The following is an 18,269-nucleotide window of genomic DNA, read 5'->3' as shown; positions in this document are numbered from 1 at the left end:
AATGGACAGGCAAGTGAAGGGGATCCTGGGCGCCAAGCTCGGCATGACCCAGGTCTGGGACAACAACAAGGTCGTCCCGGTAACCGTGGTGCAGGCCGGCCCGTGCGTCGTGACCCAGGTCCGCACCGATGAGAAGGACGGCTACGCGGCTGTCCAGCTGGCATACGGCTCGATCGACCCTCGCAAGGTCAACAAGCCGGAGAGCGGCCACTACTCCAAGGCCGGCGTCTCGCCGCGGCGCCACCTCGTGGAGCTGCGCACCACCGACGCGGGTGAGTACGAGCTCGGCCAGGAAGTCACCGTCGAGGCGTTCGCGGCGGGCACGCCGATCGACGTCACCGGTAAGACCAAGGGCAAGGGCTACGCCGGTGTCATGAAGAAGCACGGCTTCCACGGCCTGCGTGCCAGCCACGGTGTCGAGCGCAAGCACCGCTCGCCCGGCTCGATCGGCGCCTGCGCCACCCCGGGCCGCGTGTTCAAGGGCACCCGGATGGCGGGTCGCATGGGTGGCAAGCGCTTCACCGTGCAGAACCTGGTCGTCCAGGCCGTCGACACCGAGCGCAACATCATCCTGGTCCGGGGCGCGGTGCCCGGTCCCAAGGGCGCGCTGATCCTGGTCCGTACCGCGGCGAAGAAGAAGGGCGGTGCCAAGTGAGCTCGGTTGATGTGATCAACGCCGAGGGCGCCAAGGCCGGCTCGGTCGAGCTGCCCGCCAGCGTCTTCGACGTGCAGGCGAACATCCCGCTGATGCACCAGGTCGTCGTGGCGCAGCTGGCCGCGGCCCGGCAGGGCACGCACAAGGCCAAGAGCCGTGGCGAGGTCGCCGGTGGCGGCAAGAAGCCGTACAAGCAGAAGGGCACCGGTCGCGCCCGTCAGGGCTCGATCCGCGCGCCGCAGTTCACCGGTGGTGGCGTCGTGCACGGCCCCGTGCCGCGCGACTACAGCCAGCGGACCCCGAAGAAGATGAAGGCCGCCGCTCTGCGTGGCGCCCTGTCGGACCGGGCCCGGGACGGCCGCGTGTTCGTGGTCGAGTCGTTCATCACCGGCGAGAAGCCGTCGACCAAGACGGCCGTCGCGACGCTGCGCAAGGTCGCTCAGACCACCAAGGTTCTCGTCGTCCTGGACAGCCAGGACGAGCTGAACTGGGTGTCGCTGCGCAACGAGCCGACCGTGCACCTCATCGAGGCCGGCCAGCTGAACACCTATGACGTGCTGGTCGCCGACGAGGTGGTCTTCACCAAGGCCGCGTTCGACGAGTTCCTGGGTGGGACCGCCGAGAAGTCCGAGGAGGGCGACAAGTGAGCACGATCGCCGACCCGCGCGACATCATCGTCGCTCCGGTGGTCTCCGAGAAGAGCTACAGCGTTCTCGACCAGAACTGGTACACGTTCGAGGTCCGCCCGGACGCGAACAAGACCCAGATCAAGATCGCGATCCAGCAGATCTTCAACGTCCGCGTGCTGACCGTGAACACGGCGAACCGCGAGGGCAAGCGCAAGCGCACCCGCTCCGGCTGGGGGCAGCGCAAGGCCACCAAGCGCGCGATGGTGAAGCTGGCTGACGGTGACCGTATCGAGGCCTTCGGCGGCCCGGTCAGCTAAGGGGTTTGTGAATCATGGCAATCCGTAAGTACAAGCCGACCACGCCGGGCCGTCGCGGCTCGAGCGTCGCCGACTTCGCTGAGATCACCCGGTCGACGCCGGAGAAGTCTCTGCTGGTCCCGCTGCCCAAGAAGGGTGGCCGCAACGTCCACGGTCGCATCACCACGCGGCACCAGGGCGGGGGCCACAAGCGGCAGTACCGGCTGATCGACTTCAAGCGCAACGACAAGGACGGCGTGCCGGCCAAGGTCGCTCACATCGAGTACGACCCCAACCGCACCGCCCGCATCGCACTGCTGCACTACGCCGACGGTGAGAAGCGCTACATCGTGGCGCCGAAGGACCTGAAGCAGGGCGACCGGGTCGAGTCCGGCGTGGGCGCCGACATCAAGCCGGGCAACAACCTGCCCCTGCGCAACATCCCGGTCGGTACGACGGTCCACAATGTGGAGCTTCGTCCCGGCGGTGGCGCCAAGCTGGCCCGTTCGGCCGGCGTCGGCATCCAGCTTCTCGGCCGTGAGGGCACGTACGCCACGCTGCGTATGCCGTCCGGCGAGATCCGTCGCGTCGACGTGCGCTGCCGCGCCACCGTCGGCGAGATCGGCAACGCCGACCAGTCGAACATCAACTGGGGCAAGGCTGGTCGTATGCGGTGGAAGGGCAAGCGCCCGACCGTCCGTGGTGTCGCCATGAACCCCGTCGACCACCCGCATGGTGGTGGCGAGGGCAAGACCTCGGGTGGTCGTCACCCGGTGAACCCGGCGGGTAAGCCTGAGGGCCGTACCCGTCGCAAGGGCCAGCCGAGCGACAAGCTGATCGTTCGCCGCCGCTACGCGACCCGCAAGCGCGGGTAACGGGAGTAGAAGATGCCTCGCAGCCTGAAGAAGGGCCCGTTCGTCGACGACCACCTGATCAAGAAGGTGGAAGTCCAGAACGAGAAGAACTCGAAGAACGTCATCAAGACCTGGTCGCGGCGCTCGACGATCATTCCCGACATGCTCGGGCACACGATCGCCGTGCACGACGGGCGCAAGCACGTCCCGGTGTTCATCACCGAGGCCATGGTCGGGCACAAGCTCGGCGAGTTCGCTCTGACCCGCACGTTCAAGGGTCACGAGAAGGACGACCGCAAGAGCCGTCGTCGCTAAGCAGATACACGGATCAGAGGATTTAGGAGCTACAGCGATGCCAGTCAAGGGCGACGCTCCGGTGCTTCCGGGCGCGCGGGCGATTGCGCGACACGTGCGCATCTCGCCGAACAAGGCGCGCCGGGTGGTCAACCTCGTCCGCGGTCTGCCCGCGAAGGAGGCGCTCACCGTCCTGCAGTTCGCGCCGCAGGGCGCGAGCGAGCAGGTCTACAAGGTGCTCGCCAGCGCGATTGCGAACGCGGAGAACAACGAGCGGCTCGACCCCGACGCCCTCCTCGTCAGCGAGGCTTTCGTCGACGAGGGCCCCACGCTCAAGCGGTTCCGTCCGCGGGCGCAGGGCCGGGCGTACCGGATCCGCAAGCGCACCTGTCACATCACTATCGCGGTCGAGGCGGTTCCCAACAACCGCCCGGCGAAGAAGGCAGCGGCCAAGAAGGCTGCTCCGAAGGCCGAGTCCCAGAGCACGGAGGGTGCCGAGTAATGGGTCAGAAGGTTCACCCCACCGGGTTCCGTCTCGGCATCTCCACCGACTGGAAGAGCCGCTGGTTCGCGGACAAGCTCTACAAGGACTACATCGGCGAGGACGTCAAGATCCGCCGCATGATGTCCAAGGGCCTCGAGCGCGCCGGCATCTCCAAGGTGGACATCGAGCGGACCCGTGACCGGGTTCGGGTCGACATCCACACCGCCCGGCCGGGCATCGTCATCGGCCGTAAGGGTGCGGAGGCCGACCGGATCCGCGGCGAGCTCGAGAAGCTCACCGGCAAGCAGGTCCAGCTGAACATCCTCGAGGTGAAGAGCCCCGAGTCGGACGCGCAGCTCGTGGCGCAGGGCGTCGCCGAGCAGCTGTCCAGCCGGGTCAGCTTCCGCCGGGCGATGCGCAAGGCCATGCAGTCGGCGATGAAGAACCCGATCTGCAAGGGCATCCGGGTGCAGGTCTCCGGCCGCCTCGGCGGCGCGGAGATGAGCCGCACGGAGTTCTACCGTGAGGGTCGCGTTCCGCTGCACACGCTGCGGGCCAACATCGAATACGGCTTCTTCGAGGCGCGTACGACGTTCGGCCGCATCGGCGTGAAGGTCTGGATCTACAAGGGCGACGCCGTTCCGGGTCGCGAGGTCGCCACCGAGGCTCCCGCGCGTCCGCGCCGGGACCGTGCCGACCGTCCCGAGCGTCCGCGTCGTGGCCGTTCCGGTTCGTCCGGCACGACCGCCGGCGGCACCGAGGCCGGCCGTGCTGCCGCCCAGTCCCGTGGTGGCGACACCCCGGCCGGCGAGAACCTCAACGACGCCGCGGTCGCCGCGGCTCCGGCTCCGGCCGAGACGCAGCAGGAGGGCTGACACATGCTGATGCCGCGTAAGCCCCCGAAGGGCTTCCGCAAGCCGCACCACCCGGACCGCAGTGGCGCGTCCAAGGGCGGCAACCGGGTGGTCTTCGGCGAGTTCGGTATCCAGGCGCTGGAGCCCGCGTACGTGACGAACCGGCAGATCGAGTCGGCGCGTATCGCGATGACCCGCCACATCAAGCGTGGTGGCAAGGTCTGGATCTCCATCTTCCCGGACCAGGCGCTGACCAAGAAGCCGGCCGAGACCCGGATGGGTTCCGGTAAGGGCTCTCCCGAGTGGTGGGTGGCGAACGTCAAGCCGGGACGGATTCTCTTCGAGATGTCCTTCCCGAACGAGACGGTCGCGCGTGAGGCGATGCGCCGCGCGATCCACAAGCTCCCGATGAAGTGCCGCATCGTGACACGCGAAGTGGGTGAAAGCTGATGGCAGCGGGCGTTAAGGCAACCGAGCTGCGCGAACTCTCCGACGAGGAGCTGGTTGCGCGGGTGCAGGAGGCCAAGGCGGAGCTGTTCAACCTTCGCGTGCAGCGTGCGACCGGCCAGCTCGACAATCACCGTCGGCTCCAGGTCGTCCGCAAGGACGTCGCGAAGATCTACACGATCATGCGTGAGCGCGAGCTGGGGCTCTCGGTTGCGCCGGATGAGGTGACAGCATGAGTGAGAACAGCACTGCTGCACCGCGTGCCCAGCGCAAGGTGCGTGACGGTCTCGTGGTCAGCGACAAGATGGACAAGACCGTTGTGGTCGAGGTCGAGGACCGCGTCAAGCACGCGCTCTACGGCAAGGTGATCCGTCGCACGCGCAAGCTCAAGGTGCACGACGAGCAGAACGCGTGCGGCATCGGCGACCGGGTCTCGATCATGGAGACCCGTCCGCTGTCGGCCACCAAGCGGTGGCGCGTCGTGGAGATCCTCGAAAAGGCCAAGTGAGTGCGCTGGGCCGGTCCAGGCCGGCCCAGCGGCTTTCCCACCACCCCGCCTCCGCCCGCAAAGCGGATCAAGGCGGACCCCAGGTTCCGCCAAGCTTCGGACCAGTGGTCCGGAGAACTGGCAGACATAGGAGACAGACGTGATCCAGCAGGAGTCGCGACTGCGCGTCGCCGACAACACGGGTGCCAGGGAGATCCTGTGCATCCGGGTGCTCGGCGGCTCCGGTCGCCGTTACGCGAGCATCGGCGACGTCATCGTGGCCACGGTCAAGGACGCCATCCCCGGCGCCGGTGTGAAGAAGGGCGACGTCGTCAAGGCGGTCATCGTCCGCACCGCGAAGGAGAGGCGTCGTCCGGACGGCTCGTACATCCGCTTCGACGAGAACGCCGCCGTCATCATCAAGGACGGTGGGGACCCCCGCGGTACCCGCATCTTCGGCCCGGTCGGGCGCGAGCTGCGCGACAAGCGGTTCATGAAGATCATCAGCCTGGCGCCGGAGGTGCTCTGACCGTGAAGATCAAGAAGGGCGACACGGTCGTCGTCATCGCCGGCAAGGACAAGGGTGCCAAGGGTAAGGTCATCGCGGCCTTCCCGCGGCAGGACAAGGTCCTGGTCGAGGGCGTCAACCGGGTCAAGAAGCACGAACGCATCCGCACCACTCAGCGCGGATCGAAGACCGGTGGCATCGTGACCCAGGAAGCCCCGGTTCACATCTCGAACGTGCAGGTGCTGGACGACCAGGGCAAGCCGACTCGGATCGGCTACCGGATCGACGAGAACGGCAACAAGGTTCGCATCGCGCGTACGACCGGTAAGGAACTCTGATGACTGCCGCCACCGAGACCAAGACGCTGCCGCGCCTCAAGCAGAAGTACCGCTCCGAGGTCGTGCCGGCCATCAACGAGCAGTTCAACTACGGCAACCCCATGCAGATCCCCGGCCTGGTCAAGGTCGTCGTGAACATGGGTGTCGGCGAGGCTGCCCGGGACTCCAAGCTGATCGACGGCGCGGTCCGCGACCTGACCACCATCACCGGTCAGAAGCCGCTGGTGCGCCGGGCAACCAAGTCCATCGCGCAGTTCAAGCTGCGCGAGGGCATGCCGATCGGCGCGAAGGTCACCCTCCGCGGCGACCGGATGTGGGAGTTCCTCGACCGGCTGCTGTCGATCGCCCTGCCGCGTATCCGTGACTTCCGTGGCCTGGACGGCCGGAAGCTCGACGGTCATGGCAACTACACCTTCGGTCTGACCGAGCAGTCGGTGTTCCACGAGATCGACCAGGACCGGATCGATCGTCCGCGGGGCATGGACATCACGGTGGTCACGACCGCCACGACCGACGACGAGGGCCGGGCGCTGCTCAAGCTCCTGGGCTTCCCGTTCAAGGAGAACTGAGCATGGCTAAGAAGGCGCTGATCATCAAGGCGGCCGCGAAGCCGAAGTTCGCCGTGCGTGCCTACACCCGCTGCCAGAGGTGCGGACGTCCGCACTCGGTCTACCGCAAGTTCGGCCTGTGCCGGGTCTGCGTGCGGGACATGGCCCACCGCGGTGAGCTGCCCGGCGTGTCCAAGGCCTCCTGGTAAAACCAATCCGACCGCCCGCCCGTTCGCGTGACAGCGGACCGAAGGCCGGTTTTGAAATACCGCTTCGCCGTAGGCCTGGTTCCACCGGGAACCCCGGCGAGAAAGGTTGACGAATACCCATGACGATGACGGACCCGATCGCAGACATGCTCACGCGTCTGCGCAACGCCAACCAGGCGTACCACGACAAGGTGACGATGCCCTACTCGAAGATCAAGGCGAACATCGCCGAGGTCCTCAAGGCCGAGGGCTACATCTCTTCGTGGACGTCTGAGGAGCCCGAGGAGGGCGCGGTCGGCAAGCGTCTGGTCGTTGAGCTCAAGTACGGCCAGAACCGCGAGCGCAGCCTCGCCGGCATCAAGCGCGTCTCGAAGCCGGGCCTGCGGGTTTACGCCAAGTCCGACGAGCTGCCGCGCGTGCTCGGCGGCCTCGGTGTCGCGATCATTTCGACGTCCCAGGGACTGCTGACCGACAAGCAGGCCCGCAAGCGGAGCGTTGGCGGGGAAGTCCTCGCCTTCGTCTGGTAACTGGAGACTTTGACATGTCGCGAATCGGACGTAAGTCGATCCCGGTCCCGGCCGGCGTCGACGTCACCATCACGGGGCAGACCGTCACGGTCAAGGGCCCCAAGGGCGAGCTCTCGCACACCGTCGCCGAGCCGATCACGGTGGAGAAGGACGGCGGCGAGCTGCACGTCAACCGCCCCAACGACGAGCGCCGGGCCAAGGAACTGCACGGCCTCTCTCGTACCCTGGTCGCCAACATGATCATCGGCGTGACCGAGGGTTACAAGAAGGTGCTCGAGATCAACGGCACCGGTTACCGCGTCACGGCCAAGGGCAAGGACCTGGAGTTCGCTCTCGGGTTCTCGCACCCGGTGAACGTCGTTCCGCCGGCCGGCATCACCTTCTCGGTGGAGCGGCCGACGCAGTTCACCGTCACCGGCATCGACAAGCAGCTGGTCGGTGAGGTCGCCGCGAACATCCGTAAGATCCGCCCGCCGGAGCCCTACAAGGGCAAGGGTGTCAAGTACCAGGGCGAGGTCATCCGCCGCAAGGCTGGAAAGGCAGGTAAGAAGTGACCGCCACGCTGATCAAGCGCCGCAACGGCGGCGGCGTCGCCGCCAAGCGTGCCGTCGGCAAGGCGCGTCGGCACTTCCGGGTCCGCAAGAACGTCCGTGGTACGGCCGAGCGTCCCCGCCTGGTCGTCACCCGGTCCGCGCGGCACATCACCGCGCAGATCATCGACGACCTCAAGGGTCACACGCTGGCCTCGGCCTCCACCCTCGACTCCTCCATCCGGGGTGTCGACGGCGACAAGAGTGCCAAGGCCGGCAAGGTCGGTGCGCTTCTCGCCGAGCGGGCGAAGGCCGCGGGCGTTTCCCAGGTCGTCTTCGACCGCGGTGGCAACAAGTACGCGGGCCGGATCGCCGCGCTTGCCGACGCCGCCCGCGAAGCCGGACTCGAGTTCTAGGAGGAATTGACCAATGCCTGGTCAGCAGCGCCGAGGCGGCGGGTCCGGCGGTAACACCGAAGGTGGCAACCGCAGGGACAACCGCCGTGAGGGCGGCCGCGGCAACGCGCCCGTCGAGAAGACCCCCCACCTGGAGCGGGTCGTCGCGATCAACCGCGTCGCGAAGGTCGTCAAGGGTGGTCGTCGCTTCAGCTTCACCGCCCTGGTGATCGTCGGCGACGGCGACGGCACCGTCGGTATCGGATACGGCAAGGCCAAGGAGGTGCCCGCGGCGATCGCCAAGGGCGTCGAGGAGGCCAAGAAGCACTTCTTCAAGGTTCCGCGTATCGGTGCGACCATTCCGCACCCGATCACGGGCGAGGCAGCGGCGGGCGTCGTCCTGCTCAAGCCGGCGTCCGCCGGTACCGGTGTCATCGCCGGTGGCCCGGTGCGTGCCGTGCTGGAGTGCGCCGGCATCCACGACATCCTGTCGAAGAGCCTCGGCTCCTCGAACCCGATCAACATCGTGCACGCGACCGTGGCCGCCCTGAAGGGCCTCGAGTCGCCGGAGACGGTCGCGGCCCGCCGTGGCCTGCCGGTCGAGGACGTTGCGCCGGCTGCCATGCTGGCGGCGCGTGCGGAAGCGGCGGTGCACTGATGGCTCGTTTGAAGGTCACCCAGATCCGGTCCGGGATCGGCCGCAAGCAGAACCAGCGGGACTCCCTGCGGTCGCTCGGCCTGAAGCGGATCAACGATGTGGTGGTCAAGGAGGACCGCCCCGAGATTCGGGGCATGATCTTCGCCGTGAACCACCTCGTCACTGTCGAGGAGGTCGAGTAAATGGCGATCAAGGTCCACCACCTGCGCCCCGCGCCCGGCGCCAAGACCGCGAAGACCCGTGTCGGTCGCGGTGAGGGCTCCAAGGGCAAGACCGCCGGTCGCGGCACCAAGGGCACCGGCGCCCGCAAGAACGTCTCGGCTGCGTTCGAGGGTGGGCAGATGCCCCTCCACATGCGCCTGCCGAAGATGAAGGGCCTGCGCAACCGGCCCCGCAACAAGGTCGTCTTCCAGGTGGTCAACCTGGACCGGCTCGCCGAGCTGTTCCCGAACGGCGGCGAGGTCGGCCCGGCGGAGCTGGTTCAGGCCGGCGCTGTCCGCAAGGGCCAGCCGGTCAAGGTGCTGGGCGCAGGCGACCTGGGCGGCGTATCGCTGACCGTGTCGGCGCACGCCTTCAGCGAGTCCGCCAAGGAGAAGATCGCTGCAGCCGGTGGCTCCGCCACTCAGCTGTAGGACGTAAGCGGTTGGCAGGCCGCGGTTCCGGGTCGATCCCGGCGCCGCGGCCTGTCGGCGTTCAACGCCCCTGTGCGGCGCGTGCGGCCTTGATCGCACTCCGGGCGGGGTGGATGTACCCGATGTGGGGAACGGGCGTCAGAGGCGACACGGGACGCCTCGGTGCGATTCTCTTCGATCAAGTGGCATCGTGTGACCGGGAGTCGTCCGGTCGTACCGTATTGTGAAGTCCGGCTCGGGCGCGGGGGTGACCGGGTCTGGTCCAGCGCGGCTCGCTGTCGTGGCGTAACCACATGGTTCAGCCACGAAGGGGACAGTTGTGCTGTACTGGGGCATCGGCCGTACGGTGCCGGTGGTTGCGCTCTCGGCCTTGCTGATACAGTGCTCCGCTGGCGGCCTGTATGGCTGTCCAATGATGTGCGCCCGAAATTTTCCGGGATACCCGCAACCAGAGTGTGGCGACCACGCAGGAGGATCAGTTGTTGTCCGCCTTCTCGAGCGCGCTTCGGACGCCTGACCTGCGGAAGAAGCTACTCTTTACGGTAGCGATTATCGCGATCTATCGTCTCGGTGCCACATTGCCCAGCCCGGGCGTGTCCTACTCCAACGTCAGGGCATGCCTCGAACTCACCGAGAACGCGGGTAACGGCGTTCTGAACCTGCTCAACCTCTTCTCCGGCGGTGCGCTGCTGCAGCTCTCCGTCTTCGCGCTGGGCATCATGCCGTACATCACGGCGTCGATCATCCTGCAGCTGCTGACCGTCGTGATCCCGCGACTGGAGCAGCTCCGCAAGGAGGGCCAGTCCGGCCAGGCGAAGATCACGCAGTACACCCGTTACCTGACTCTCGGCCTCGCCGTGCTGCAGGCCTCGGCGTTCGTTGCCCTCGCCCGCACCGGCCAGCTCTTCGGCAACCTGTGCGACCAGGACAACCCGGCCTACCAGATCATCCCGGAGAACACCGGGCTGCCGATGTGGCTGACCCTCACCGTCCTGGTGATCACGATGACCGCCGGCACCGGCGTGGTCATGTGGCTGGGTGAGCTGATCACCGACCGCGGCGTCGGCAACGGCATGTCGGTCCTGATCTTCACCTCGATCGCGGCCCGCCTCCCCGGCGAGGGCTGGACGATCAAGACCTCCAGCGGTACCGGAAAGTTCATGCTGGTGATCGCGCTGGTCCTGGTCATCATCGCCCTGGTGGTCTTCATCGAGCAGGCGCAGCGCCGGATCCCGGTGCAGTACGCGAAGCGCATGATCGGCCGGCGGATGTACGGCGGCACCTCCACGTACATCCCGCTGAAGGTCAACCAGGCGGGTGTCGTCCCGGTCATCTTCGGTTCCTCGCTGCTCTACCTGCCGCAGCTGTACCTGCAGTTCTTCGACCAGAACAACCTCAAGGGCTACCAGATCTGGATCCAGAACAACCTGGTGGATCCGACCAGCCCGATCTACATCGGCCTGTACTTCCTGCTGATCATCTTCTTCACGTACTTCTACGTCTCGATCACGTTCAACCCGACCGAGGTCGCGGAGAACATGAAGAAGTACGGTGGTTTCGTCCCGGGTATTCGTCCGGGCAAGCCGACCGCCGACTACCTGGACTTCATCCTCAGCCGGATCACCCTGCCGGGCTCGTTGTACCTGGCCCTGATCTCGGTTCTGCCGAACTTCTTCTTCATCTGGCTGAACCAGAACCAGTACCAGAACTTCCCGTTCGGCGGCGTCGCGGTGCTGATCATGGTCGGTGTGGGTCTGGAGACGGTCAAGCAGATCGAGAGCCAGCTCATGCAGCGGAACTACGAAGGGTTCCTCCGGTAGTGGGTACGCAGGGCCGGGGGGCTCTGGCGTCGACGGTGGGCGTGGTATCTCCTGACCGAAGCGAGGCGATGTAGGTGCGGCTGGTACTGGTGGGTCCTCCGGGAGCCGGCAAGGGAACCCAGGCTGAGTTCATCGCCGCCCATCTCGCCGTGCCGAAGATCTCGACCGGAGACATCTTCCGGGCCAACGTCTCCCAGGGCACGCCGCTCGGCGTCGAGGCCAAGCGCTACATGGACGCCGGGCAGCTGGTGCCGGACGAGGTCACCATCAACATGGTGCGCGACCGGCTCGCCGAGCCCGACGCCAGCGACGGCTTCCTGCTGGACGGCTTCCCGCGGACCGTGCCGCAGGCTTCGGCGCTGGACAAGCTGCTGGCCGACCTCGGCACCGCGCTGGACATCGTGATGGAGCTCGTGGTCGACGACGACGAGGTGATCCGGCGGCTCTCCGGCCGCCGGACCTGCCGCGGTTGCGGCAAGATCTGGCACGTCGAGTTCGACCCGACCAACAACGAGGACATCTGCGACCGCTGCGGCAGCGAGCTGTTCCAGCGGGACGACGACAAGGCCGACACGATCGCGAACCGGCTCGTCGAGTACGCGGACAAGACCGCTCCGCTGGTCGACTTCTACGGTGCCCAGGGCAAGCTGGTGGGCATCGACGCGACCGGGCCGGTCGAGGACGTCACGGTTCGGGCCATCGACGCCCTGCGGTCGTACGGCGGCTGAGATGCGCCGTACGGAGCTGGACATCCAGCTGAAGAGCCCCGAGCAGATCGAGTTGATGCGGGCCGCCGGCCTGGTGGTGGCGGCCGCCCTCGAGGCGATGCGGGATGCGGTGGCACCGGGGGTGTCCACCGCCGATCTGGACGCGATCGCCGAGAAGGTGATCCGCGACGCCGGCGCCGTGCCCTCGTTCAAGGGCTACCACGGCTTCCCGGCCTCGATCTGCGCGTCGGTCAACGAGCAGGTGGTGCACGGCATCCCGAGCGCGGACCAGATCCTGCGCGAGGGTGACCTGATCTCGCTGGACTGCGGAGCGATCCTGGACGGCTGGCACGGCGACTCCGCGATCACCGTGGGCGTCGGCGAGACGGATCCGGCCCTGCTGCGGATGGCCGAGGTCGCCGAGGACGCCATGTGGGCGGGCATCGCGGCCGCGGCCCGCGGTGCGGCCAACGGCCGGGGACGGCTCACCGACATCTCGTTCAACATCGAGAAGGTGATCCGCAAGGGCGGGCGCTACGGGATCGTCGACGGGTACGGCGGCCACGGCATCGGCACCGAGATGCACCAGGATCCGCACGTGCTCAACCACGGCAAGCCGGGACGGGGCCCGAAGGTGGTTCCGGGCATGGCGCTGGCCATCGAGCCGATGATCACCATGGGTTCACCGCGCACCTCCGAGCTCGACGACGGCTGGACCGTGGTGACCCGGGACGGCTCCCGGGCCGCGCACGTCGAGCACACGATGGCGCTGCTGGACGACGGGGTGTGGGTGACCACCGCTCCGGACGGCGGCCGGGCCCGGCTGGGCGATCTGGTGACCGCGCGCCAGCCGTAGCCCACGGTGGCGCTCGGCTGCCATGCTGTGACGCATGGTGCACGAGGGAATGCGGGCCGGCGACAGCGACCGGCAGCGGGTCGCGGATCAGCTGAAGACGGCCCTGGACGAGGGCCGGCTCGACCTCGGTGAGTACGACGAGCGGCTGCAGAGGGCGTACGCCGCCCGGACCTTCGAGGATCTCGACGGGCTGCTCGGCGACCTTCCTGGTGCCGTGCCCCTCCAGCGGTCCCGCATCGAGCCGTACCGGCCCGCTGAGACCCCCGCGGCACCCGAGGCGGCGGCCGGGAAGGGGCGCAGCGGGCTGGCCGGCATGATCGGTGTCTTTCTCGTCTGCACGCTGGTCTGGGCGATGACGAGTCTCGCTTCGGGGGAGGCGCGCTCCTTCTGGCCCGGGTGGGTGTTGATCCCGGTGATCTTGGCAGCGGTGGGGCATCTGTCGGAGCGGAACAAACGGCGCCACTGAGGCGATATCGTCGGATATATCCGGCGCGGACACGCCCGACTCCGGGGTGCGGAACCCTCGGTTTGGCGTGGATGTGACAGGCGCGTAGACTGGCTTGCTGGCGCGCAGCGTCCACTCCTTCATGTCCTCAGCGCTTCGAGGAAGCGAGGGAGCCGCGGCTGGTCCGAGTCGATTTCGGCTCGGGTAAGACGTTGCATAAAGCCTGCCCACGAACCCGATGTCAGGTAGCGGAGGACATGCCTAAGAAAGACGGAGCCATCGAGATCGAAGGCCGAGTGATCGAGCCCCTGCCGAACGCCATGTTCCGCGTGGAGCTTGCCAATGGTCACAAGGTCCTGGCACACATCTCCGGCAAGATGCGGCAGCACTACATCCGCATCCTTCCCGAGGACAGGGTCGTCGTCGAACTCTCGCCGTACGACCTGACCCGTGGGCGAATCGTCTACCGCTACAAGTGAGCCTTCCTCACTGTGGCGATGGTTCGGCGCCAGCGGGTCGGAGCCAGGGAGGAGCGGTTCAACACCGGGGTCGCGGGGTGTCCACCATCCCGTCTGACTGAGAGTTAAGGCAAACCGTGAAGGTCAAGCCGAGCGTCAAGCGGATCTGCAACAACTGCCGGGTCATCCGGCGGCACGGCCGGGTCATGGTCATCTGCAGCACCGACCCGCGCCACAAGCAGCGCCAGGGCTGATAAAGCCTCGACGCAGGATCCGTACCACCAGCACAAGCTCGTTCCGGCTGCGGTGATCATCCGAGGAGTAACTACCCGGGTGGCACGCGGCCACACCCCCGGTCGGAGGCCGGGGCCCGCCCGGGCAGGCGGGACGGAACGGGCACAGACCTCCGTGAGACACCTGAGGAGTACGCCCACTTATGGCAAGACTCGTCGGCGTGGATCTTCCCCGCGAGAAGCGGATGGAGATCGCGCTCACTTACGTTTTCGGCATCGGTCGCACTCGTGCCGTCGAGGCACTGACTGCTACCGCGATTGACCTGAACAAGCGCGCCAAGGACCTCACGGACGAGGAGCTGGTCCAGCTCCGCGACTACATCGAGGCCAACTTCAAGGTTGAGGGCGACCTGCGCCGCGAGGTCGCCGCTGATATTCGCCGCAAGGTCGAGATCGGCTGCTACGCCGGCATCCGCCACCGCAAGGGCCTGCCCGTGCGTGGACAGCGGACCCGTACCAACGCTCGTACCCGCAAGGGTCCGAAGCGGACGGTCGCCGGTAAGAAGAAGCCCGGTCGGAAGTAATAGGAGCGCACTGACTAATGCCACCGAAGGCACGCGCAGGGGCCGCTGTAAAGAAGGTCCGGCGCAAGGAACGCAAGAACGTCGCCCACGGGCAGGCGCACATCAAGAGCACCTTCAACAACACCATCGTGTCGATCACCGACCCGACCGGTGCTGTCATCTCCTGGGCCTCCTCCGGCCAGGTCGGTTTCAAGGGCTCCCGCAAGTCGACCCCGTTCGCCGCGCAGCTCGCTGCCGAGGCGGCCGCCCGTCGTGCCATGGAGCACGGCATGCGCAAGGTCGATGTGTTCGTGAAGGGTCCGGGCTCCGGCCGGGAGACCGCCATCCGTTCGCTGCAGGCCGCCGGCCTCGAGGTCGGGCAGATTTCCGACGTCACGCCGCAGCCGCACAACGGTTGCCGTCCGCCGAAGCGCCGCCGGGTCTGAGGGAGATATAGACATGGCTCGTTACACTGGTGCGGACTGCAAGCGCTGCCGCCGCGAGAAGATGAAGTTGTTCCTGAAGGGCAGCAAGTGCGACGGGCCGAAGTGCCCGTTCGAGTCGCGTCCCTTCCCGCCCGGCCAGCACGGCCGTGGTCGGACCAAGGAGACCGAGTACCTGCTCCAGCACCGCGAGAAGCAGAAGGCCCGCCGCGTTTACGGCGTGCTCGAGAAGCAGTTCCGCGGTTACTACGAGGAGGCTGTCACCAAGCCCGGCAAGACCGGTGAGGTGCTGCTGCAGATCCTCGAGACCCGTCTCGACAACGTGGTCTACCGGGCCGGCTACGCCGCGTCCCGTGACGCCGCCCGGCAGCTGGTCAAGCACGGCCACTTCCTGGTCAACGGCGTCAAGGTCGACATCCCGTCGTACCGGGTGAAGGAGCACGACATCGTCTCGCTCCGCGAGAAGTCGAAGGAGATGACCCCCTTCGTCGTCGCGCAGGCTCAGGCCGGATCCCGGCCGGTGCCGGCATGGCTCGAGCCGATCCCGGCCGAGATGAAGATCCTCGTTCACTCGCTCCCGGCCCGCGCCGTCATCGACACGCAGGTCCAGGAACAGCTGATCGTCGAGCTCTACTCGAAGTAATGCCTTACCCGGCGCCGGTTCACCGGCGCCGGGTAATCCCGACGGCCATCAAATAGCGGTTGGCCTGACAGAAAGAAGAACAGCGTGCTCATCAGCCAGCGGCCGACCCTCTCGGAGGAGTCGCTCAGCGAGACCCGGTCCCGGTTCACCATCGAGCCTCTGGAGCCGGGCTTCGGCTACACCCTCGGTAACTCCCTTCGCCGCACGCTGCTGTCGTCCATCCCGGGCGCGGCGGTCACCAGCATCAAGATCGACGGCGTGCTGCACGAGTTCACCACGATCCCCGGTGTCAAGGAGGACGTGGTCGAGCTGGTCATGAACGTCAAGGAACTGACCGTCAGCTCCGAGCACGACGAGCCGGTCAGCATGTACCTGCGCAAGCAGGGCCCGGGCGACGTGACCGCCGGTGACATCCAGCCCCCGGCCGGTGTCTCGGTGCACAACCCCGACCTGAAGCTGGCGACGCTGAACAGCAAGGGCCGGCTCGACATGGAGCTGACCGTCGAGCGTGGACGTGGTTATGTCACGGCCGCGCAGAACAAGAGCGCCGGCGCCGAGATCGGCCGGATCCCGGTCGACTCGATCTACTCGCCGGTTCTCAAGGTCACCTACCGCGTCGAGGCGACCCGTGTCGAGCAGCGCACCGACTTCGACCGCCTGATCATCGACGTCGAGTCGAAGGCGTCGATCTCGCCGCGCACCGCGCTGGCGTCGGCCGGCTCCACGCTGGTCGAGCTCTTCGGGCTCTGCCGGGAGCTGGACGAGACCGCCGAGGGCATCGACATCGGCCCGTCGCCGCAGGACGCGCAGCTGGCTGCCGACCTGGCCCTGCCGATCGAGGAGCTGGACCTCACCGTCCGGTCGTACAACTGCCTCAAGCGTGAGGGCATCAACAGCGTCGGTGAGCTGATCGGGCGTACCGAGGCCGACCTTCTCGACATCCGGAACTTCGGTCAGAAGTCGATCGACGAGGTCAAGATGAAGCTCGCCGGAATGGGCCTGGGGCTGAAGGACAGCGCGCCGTCCTTCGACCCGGCGCACGTCGTGGACTCGTTCGGCGACGTGGATTACGACACCGACGACTACCGCGAGACCGAGCAGCTGTAAGCCCCGGCTGCCGCGCCATAACACTGCCTGCCTGAGGCGGCTCCGCCGCACTGCAAGAGACTTCACAAGGAGCAGGAATGCCCACGCCCACCAAGGGTGCCCGCCTCGGCGGCAGCCCGGCACACGAGAAGCTCATCCTGGCCAACCTGGCCACCGAGCTCTTCCGGCACGGGAAGATCAAGACCACCGAGTCGAAGGCCAAGCGGCTGCGCCCGCTGGCTGAGCAGCTCGTCACGAAGGCCAAGCGCGGTGACCTGCACGCCCGGCGTCGCGTCCTGACCGTCGTGAAGGACAAGGACGTCGTGTACGCCCTGTTCGAGCAGATCGCTCCGCGGTACACCAACCGCCCCGGCGGCTACACCCGGATCACCAAGATCGGCCCGCGCAAGGGTGACGCCGCTCCGATGGCGATCATCGAGCTGGTCGAGGAGCTCCAGGTCGCGGCCACCACCGGCCCGTCGAAGGAGGCCCGCAAGGCCGCCGCGCAGCAGGCCAAGGTCGAGGCGCTGGCGCCCGAGGACGAGGCGCCCACGAGCGCTTCCACCAAGGCCGCCGACACCGACACCGACGCCGACCAGGACGCCGAGGCTCCGGTCAACGCGTCCGGCGACAAGGGTGCCGAGGGCCCGGGCGACCAGGCCGAGGGCGACGACACCGACGCCAAGGCCTGATCCGCACCACGTGCAAAGACCCGGCGCCCACTCTGGGTGCCGGGTCTTTCGCTGTTCAGAACCCATCTCTGGTACGGGGGGACGCGCTCCGAAATGACGGAATCGATCCGGCTTCGACTCGACGTGTCGTACGACGGGGCCGACTTCTCCGGCTGGGCGGCGCAACCCGCACGCCGTACCGTCGCCGGGGTCCTCACCGAGGCCCTGGGCCGCCTGGCCGGCGCCGACACGCCGCTCGGCCTGACCGTGGCCGGCCGCACCGACGCCGGGGTGCACGCCACCGGCCAGGTCTGCCACATCGATCTGCCCGCCGAGCGGTACGCGGAACTCGAGGGGTCACTGCTGCGCCGGCTGGCCGCGCTGATGCCGCCGGACGCCCGGGTGCGCGCCGTCACGCCCGTCCCCGCCGACTTCGACGCCCGCTTCTCCGCCACCTTCCGCCGGTACGAGTACCGCGTCTCGGACGACCCGTGGGGCCCCGAGCCGCTGCGCCGGCACGACACGCTCGGCTGGATGCGCCGGCTCGACCTGGACCGGCTGAACGCGGCCGCGGCCGGGCTGGTGGGCGAGCACGACTTCGCCGCGTTCTGCAAGCGCAAGGAGCACGCCACCACGATCCGGGCGATCACCCGGCTGGACTGGCGCCGCGACCCGGACCGGATCTGCGTGGCCACGGTGCAGGCGGACGCGTTCTGCCAGGCGATGGTTCGCAGCCTGGTGGGAGCGATGCTCACCGTCGGTGACGGGCGCCGGGAGCCGGAGTGGCCGGCCCGGTTGCTGACGCTGCGCGAACGCTCCAGCGAGGTGACGGTGGCGCCCGCGCACGGGCTCACGCTGGTGGCTGTCGGCTATCCCGCTGAGACCGACTACGCCGCCCGCGCCGAAGCCACCCGCCGCCTCCGCGCCTGAAACTCCCGCGGACGGGAGTTGCGTGGGGACTTGTGGTTTGCTCCGCACCCGAACTTCACACACTGCTTG

General features: G+C 67.5%; 32 protein-coding genes. All 32 read left to right on the top strand.

The window, feature by feature from the left end; translation table 11 throughout:
* Position 1 precedes the first annotated feature (1 nt).
* The 32 genes from rplC to truA all read left to right on the top strand — a co-directional run bounded on the left by rplC (position 2) and on the right by truA (position 18,200).
* Positions 2-655 (top strand): 50S ribosomal protein L3, encoded by a 654-nt coding sequence (gene rplC, locus AC0NH5_RS31605; RefSeq protein WP_474410484.1) that lies wholly within the window; start codon positions 2-4, stop codon positions 653-655.
* A complete protein-coding gene (rplD, locus tag AC0NH5_RS31600) occupies positions 652-1,302 on the top strand; it encodes a 50S ribosomal protein L4 (protein ID WP_474410483.1) in 651 nt (216 codons plus the stop codon). The genes rplC and rplD overlap by 4 nt, the downstream gene beginning before the upstream one ends.
* The gene (gene rplW / locus AC0NH5_RS31595; protein WP_106315557.1) at positions 1,299-1,601 is read left to right on the top strand and encodes a 50S ribosomal protein L23; all 303 of its coding nucleotides are present in this window, start codon (positions 1,299-1,301) and stop codon (positions 1,599-1,601) included. Before rplD ends, rplW begins: the two co-directional genes overlap by 4 nt.
* A gap of 14 nt (positions 1,602-1,615) precedes the next feature.
* On the top strand, positions 1,616-2,455 hold the full coding sequence (rplB, locus tag AC0NH5_RS31590) for a 50S ribosomal protein L2 (protein ID WP_474410482.1): 840 nt from the start codon (positions 1,616-1,618) through the stop codon (positions 2,453-2,455).
* Between the two features lie 12 nt (positions 2,456-2,467).
* Positions 2,468-2,749: a 30S ribosomal protein S19 gene (gene rpsS, locus AC0NH5_RS31585; protein ID WP_014440726.1), complete on the top strand. Its 282-nt coding sequence runs from the start codon at positions 2,468-2,470 to the stop codon at positions 2,747-2,749.
* A 37-nt stretch (positions 2,750-2,786) separates the two neighbouring features.
* Positions 2,787-3,230: a 50S ribosomal protein L22 gene (rplV, locus tag AC0NH5_RS31580; protein ID WP_474410481.1), complete on the top strand. Its 444-nt coding sequence runs from the start codon at positions 2,787-2,789 to the stop codon at positions 3,228-3,230.
* A complete protein-coding gene (rpsC, locus tag AC0NH5_RS31575) occupies positions 3,230-4,087 on the top strand; it encodes a 30S ribosomal protein S3 (RefSeq protein WP_474410480.1) in 858 nt (285 codons plus the stop codon). Before rplV ends, rpsC begins: the two co-directional genes overlap by 1 nt.
* A gap of 3 nt (positions 4,088-4,090) precedes the next feature.
* Positions 4,091-4,516 (top strand): 50S ribosomal protein L16, encoded by a 426-nt coding sequence (rplP, locus tag AC0NH5_RS31570; protein ID WP_014440729.1) that lies wholly within the window; start codon positions 4,091-4,093, stop codon positions 4,514-4,516.
* Positions 4,516-4,749, top strand: a complete 234-nt coding sequence (gene rpmC, locus AC0NH5_RS31565; protein WP_474410479.1) for a 50S ribosomal protein L29 — start codon at positions 4,516-4,518, stop codon at positions 4,747-4,749. Before rplP ends, rpmC begins: the two co-directional genes overlap by 1 nt.
* A complete protein-coding gene (gene rpsQ / locus AC0NH5_RS31560) occupies positions 4,746-5,021 on the top strand; it encodes a 30S ribosomal protein S17 (RefSeq protein ID WP_474410478.1) in 276 nt (91 codons plus the stop codon). Before rpmC ends, rpsQ begins: the two co-directional genes overlap by 4 nt.
* Positions 5,022-5,160: 139 nt before the next feature.
* Positions 5,161-5,529, top strand: coding sequence for a 50S ribosomal protein L14 (rplN, locus tag AC0NH5_RS31555; protein ID WP_023358185.1), 369 nt, complete (start codon positions 5,161-5,163; stop codon positions 5,527-5,529).
* A complete protein-coding gene (gene rplX / locus AC0NH5_RS31550) occupies positions 5,526-5,846 on the top strand; it encodes a 50S ribosomal protein L24 (RefSeq protein ID WP_196415190.1) in 321 nt (106 codons plus the stop codon). Before rplN ends, rplX begins: the two co-directional genes overlap by 4 nt.
* On the top strand, positions 5,846-6,415 hold the full coding sequence (gene rplE / locus AC0NH5_RS31545; RefSeq protein WP_474410477.1) for a 50S ribosomal protein L5: 570 nt from the start codon (positions 5,846-5,848) through the stop codon (positions 6,413-6,415). The genes rplX and rplE overlap by 1 nt, the downstream gene beginning before the upstream one ends.
* A 2-nt stretch (positions 6,416-6,417) precedes the next feature.
* The gene (locus AC0NH5_RS31540) at positions 6,418-6,603 is read left to right on the top strand and encodes a type Z 30S ribosomal protein S14 (protein WP_015619005.1); all 186 of its coding nucleotides are present in this window, start codon (positions 6,418-6,420) and stop codon (positions 6,601-6,603) included.
* A 119-nt stretch (positions 6,604-6,722) separates the two neighbouring features.
* On the top strand, positions 6,723-7,130 hold the full coding sequence (gene rpsH / locus AC0NH5_RS31535) for a 30S ribosomal protein S8 (protein ID WP_474410475.1): 408 nt from the start codon (positions 6,723-6,725) through the stop codon (positions 7,128-7,130).
* Between the two features lie 14 nt (positions 7,131-7,144).
* Entirely contained in the window at positions 7,145-7,684 is a 540-nt protein-coding gene (gene rplF / locus AC0NH5_RS31530; RefSeq protein ID WP_474410474.1) for a 50S ribosomal protein L6, read from the top strand.
* Positions 7,681-8,076 carry a 50S ribosomal protein L18 gene (gene rplR, locus AC0NH5_RS31525; RefSeq protein WP_474410473.1) on the top strand — a complete coding sequence of 132 codons (396 nt, stop codon included), beginning with the start codon at positions 7,681-7,683 and terminating at the stop codon, positions 8,074-8,076. The genes rplF and rplR overlap by 4 nt, the downstream gene beginning before the upstream one ends.
* Positions 8,077-8,089: 13 nt before the next feature.
* Positions 8,090-8,713, top strand: coding sequence for a 30S ribosomal protein S5 (gene rpsE, locus AC0NH5_RS31520; protein ID WP_474410472.1), 624 nt, complete (start codon positions 8,090-8,092; stop codon positions 8,711-8,713).
* A complete protein-coding gene (gene rpmD / locus AC0NH5_RS31515; protein WP_043531070.1) occupies positions 8,713-8,895 on the top strand; it encodes a 50S ribosomal protein L30 in 183 nt (60 codons plus the stop codon). Before rpsE ends, rpmD begins: the two co-directional genes overlap by 1 nt.
* Positions 8,896-9,345 carry a 50S ribosomal protein L15 gene (rplO, locus tag AC0NH5_RS31510; protein ID WP_474410471.1) on the top strand — a complete coding sequence of 150 codons (450 nt, stop codon included), beginning with the start codon at positions 8,896-8,898 and terminating at the stop codon, positions 9,343-9,345.
* 479 nt (positions 9,346-9,824) lie between these two features.
* On the top strand, positions 9,825-11,165 hold the full coding sequence (secY, locus tag AC0NH5_RS31505) for a preprotein translocase subunit SecY (protein ID WP_474410470.1): 1,341 nt from the start codon (positions 9,825-9,827) through the stop codon (positions 11,163-11,165).
* A 74-nt stretch (positions 11,166-11,239) separates the two neighbouring features.
* Positions 11,240-11,893, top strand: coding sequence for an adenylate kinase (locus AC0NH5_RS31500; protein WP_474410469.1), 654 nt, complete (start codon positions 11,240-11,242; stop codon positions 11,891-11,893).
* Position 11,894: 1 nt separating this feature from the next.
* Entirely contained in the window at positions 11,895-12,728 is an 834-nt protein-coding gene (gene map / locus AC0NH5_RS31495; RefSeq protein ID WP_474410467.1) for a type I methionyl aminopeptidase, read from the top strand.
* Between the two features lie 34 nt (positions 12,729-12,762).
* Complete coding sequence (locus AC0NH5_RS31490; RefSeq protein WP_474410466.1) at positions 12,763-13,194, top strand: DUF1707 SHOCT-like domain-containing protein; 432 nt, start codon at positions 12,763-12,765, stop codon at positions 13,192-13,194.
* Positions 13,195-13,430: 236 nt separating this feature from the next.
* Positions 13,431-13,652: a translation initiation factor IF-1 gene (gene infA / locus AC0NH5_RS31485; RefSeq protein ID WP_007073013.1), complete on the top strand. Its 222-nt coding sequence runs from the start codon at positions 13,431-13,433 to the stop codon at positions 13,650-13,652.
* Between the two features lie 116 nt (positions 13,653-13,768).
* Entirely contained in the window at positions 13,769-13,885 is a 117-nt protein-coding gene (rpmJ, locus tag AC0NH5_RS31480; RefSeq protein WP_014440745.1) for a 50S ribosomal protein L36, read from the top strand.
* Positions 13,886-14,067: 182 nt separating this feature from the next.
* Positions 14,068-14,448: a 30S ribosomal protein S13 gene (gene rpsM, locus AC0NH5_RS31475; protein ID WP_474410465.1), complete on the top strand. Its 381-nt coding sequence runs from the start codon at positions 14,068-14,070 to the stop codon at positions 14,446-14,448.
* Positions 14,449-14,465: 17 nt separating this feature from the next.
* Complete coding sequence (gene rpsK / locus AC0NH5_RS31470; protein ID WP_014440747.1) at positions 14,466-14,873, top strand: 30S ribosomal protein S11; 408 nt, start codon at positions 14,466-14,468, stop codon at positions 14,871-14,873.
* Between the two features lie 13 nt (positions 14,874-14,886).
* Complete coding sequence (rpsD, locus tag AC0NH5_RS31465; protein ID WP_474410463.1) at positions 14,887-15,513, top strand: 30S ribosomal protein S4; 627 nt, start codon at positions 14,887-14,889, stop codon at positions 15,511-15,513.
* Between the two features lie 84 nt (positions 15,514-15,597).
* Positions 15,598-16,620, top strand: coding sequence for a DNA-directed RNA polymerase subunit alpha (locus AC0NH5_RS31460; RefSeq protein ID WP_014440749.1), 1,023 nt, complete (start codon positions 15,598-15,600; stop codon positions 16,618-16,620).
* A gap of 77 nt (positions 16,621-16,697) precedes the next feature.
* Positions 16,698-17,291 carry a 50S ribosomal protein L17 gene (gene rplQ / locus AC0NH5_RS31455; protein WP_474410462.1) on the top strand — a complete coding sequence of 198 codons (594 nt, stop codon included), beginning with the start codon at positions 16,698-16,700 and terminating at the stop codon, positions 17,289-17,291.
* A gap of 93 nt (positions 17,292-17,384) precedes the next feature.
* The gene (gene truA / locus AC0NH5_RS31450) at positions 17,385-18,200 is read left to right on the top strand and encodes a tRNA pseudouridine(38-40) synthase TruA (RefSeq protein WP_474410461.1); all 816 of its coding nucleotides are present in this window, start codon (positions 17,385-17,387) and stop codon (positions 18,198-18,200) included.
* Positions 18,201-18,269: the final 69 nt, after the last annotated feature.

It is taken from the genome of Actinoplanes sp. 13 (assembly GCF_056134165.1).
The sequence above is the reverse complement of the archived record's forward strand: the minus strand, read 5'-3'. Positions and strand labels throughout refer to the sequence as shown.

Bases quoted from the DNA above. Each gene is read 5' to 3' on its own strand.
- rplC (WP_474410484.1), top strand. From the start codon at position 2: ATGGACAGGCAAGTGAAGGGGATCCTGGGCGCCAAGCTCGGCATGACC.
- rplB (WP_474410482.1), top strand. From the start codon at position 1,616: ATGGCAATCCGTAAGTACAAGCCGACCACGCCGGGCCGTCGCGGCTCG.
- rpsS (WP_014440726.1), top strand. From the start codon at position 2,468: ATGCCTCGCAGCCTGAAGAAGGGCCCGTTCGTCGACGACCACCTGATC.
- rplV (WP_474410481.1), top strand. From the start codon at position 2,787: ATGCCAGTCAAGGGCGACGCTCCGGTGCTTCCGGGCGCGCGGGCGATT.
- rpsC (WP_474410480.1), top strand. From the start codon at position 3,230: ATGGGTCAGAAGGTTCACCCCACCGGGTTCCGTCTCGGCATCTCCACC.
- rplP (WP_014440729.1), top strand. From the start codon at position 4,091: ATGCTGATGCCGCGTAAGCCCCCGAAGGGCTTCCGCAAGCCGCACCAC.
- rpmC (WP_474410479.1), top strand. From the start codon at position 4,516: ATGGCAGCGGGCGTTAAGGCAACCGAGCTGCGCGAACTCTCCGACGAG.
- rpsQ (WP_474410478.1), top strand. From the start codon at position 4,746: ATGAGTGAGAACAGCACTGCTGCACCGCGTGCCCAGCGCAAGGTGCGT.
- rplE (WP_474410477.1), top strand. From the start codon at position 5,846: ATGACTGCCGCCACCGAGACCAAGACGCTGCCGCGCCTCAAGCAGAAG.
- AC0NH5_RS31540 (WP_015619005.1), top strand. From the start codon at position 6,418: ATGGCTAAGAAGGCGCTGATCATCAAGGCGGCCGCGAAGCCGAAGTTC.
- rpsH (WP_474410475.1), top strand. From the start codon at position 6,723: ATGACGATGACGGACCCGATCGCAGACATGCTCACGCGTCTGCGCAAC.
- rplF (WP_474410474.1), top strand. From the start codon at position 7,145: ATGTCGCGAATCGGACGTAAGTCGATCCCGGTCCCGGCCGGCGTCGAC.
- rpsE (WP_474410472.1), top strand. From the start codon at position 8,090: ATGCCTGGTCAGCAGCGCCGAGGCGGCGGGTCCGGCGGTAACACCGAA.
- rpmD (WP_043531070.1), top strand. From the start codon at position 8,713: ATGGCTCGTTTGAAGGTCACCCAGATCCGGTCCGGGATCGGCCGCAAG.
- rplO (WP_474410471.1), top strand. From the start codon at position 8,896: ATGGCGATCAAGGTCCACCACCTGCGCCCCGCGCCCGGCGCCAAGACC.
- map (WP_474410467.1), top strand. From the start codon at position 11,895: ATGCGCCGTACGGAGCTGGACATCCAGCTGAAGAGCCCCGAGCAGATC.
- AC0NH5_RS31490 (WP_474410466.1), top strand. From the start codon at position 12,763: ATGGTGCACGAGGGAATGCGGGCCGGCGACAGCGACCGGCAGCGGGTC.
- infA (WP_007073013.1), top strand. From the start codon at position 13,431: ATGCCTAAGAAAGACGGAGCCATCGAGATCGAAGGCCGAGTGATCGAG.
- rpsM (WP_474410465.1), top strand. From the start codon at position 14,068: ATGGCAAGACTCGTCGGCGTGGATCTTCCCCGCGAGAAGCGGATGGAG.
- rpsK (WP_014440747.1), top strand. From the start codon at position 14,466: ATGCCACCGAAGGCACGCGCAGGGGCCGCTGTAAAGAAGGTCCGGCGC.
- rpsD (WP_474410463.1), top strand. From the start codon at position 14,887: ATGGCTCGTTACACTGGTGCGGACTGCAAGCGCTGCCGCCGCGAGAAG.
- rplQ (WP_474410462.1), top strand. From the start codon at position 16,698: ATGCCCACGCCCACCAAGGGTGCCCGCCTCGGCGGCAGCCCGGCACAC.
- truA (WP_474410461.1), top strand. From the start codon at position 17,385: ATGACGGAATCGATCCGGCTTCGACTCGACGTGTCGTACGACGGGGCC.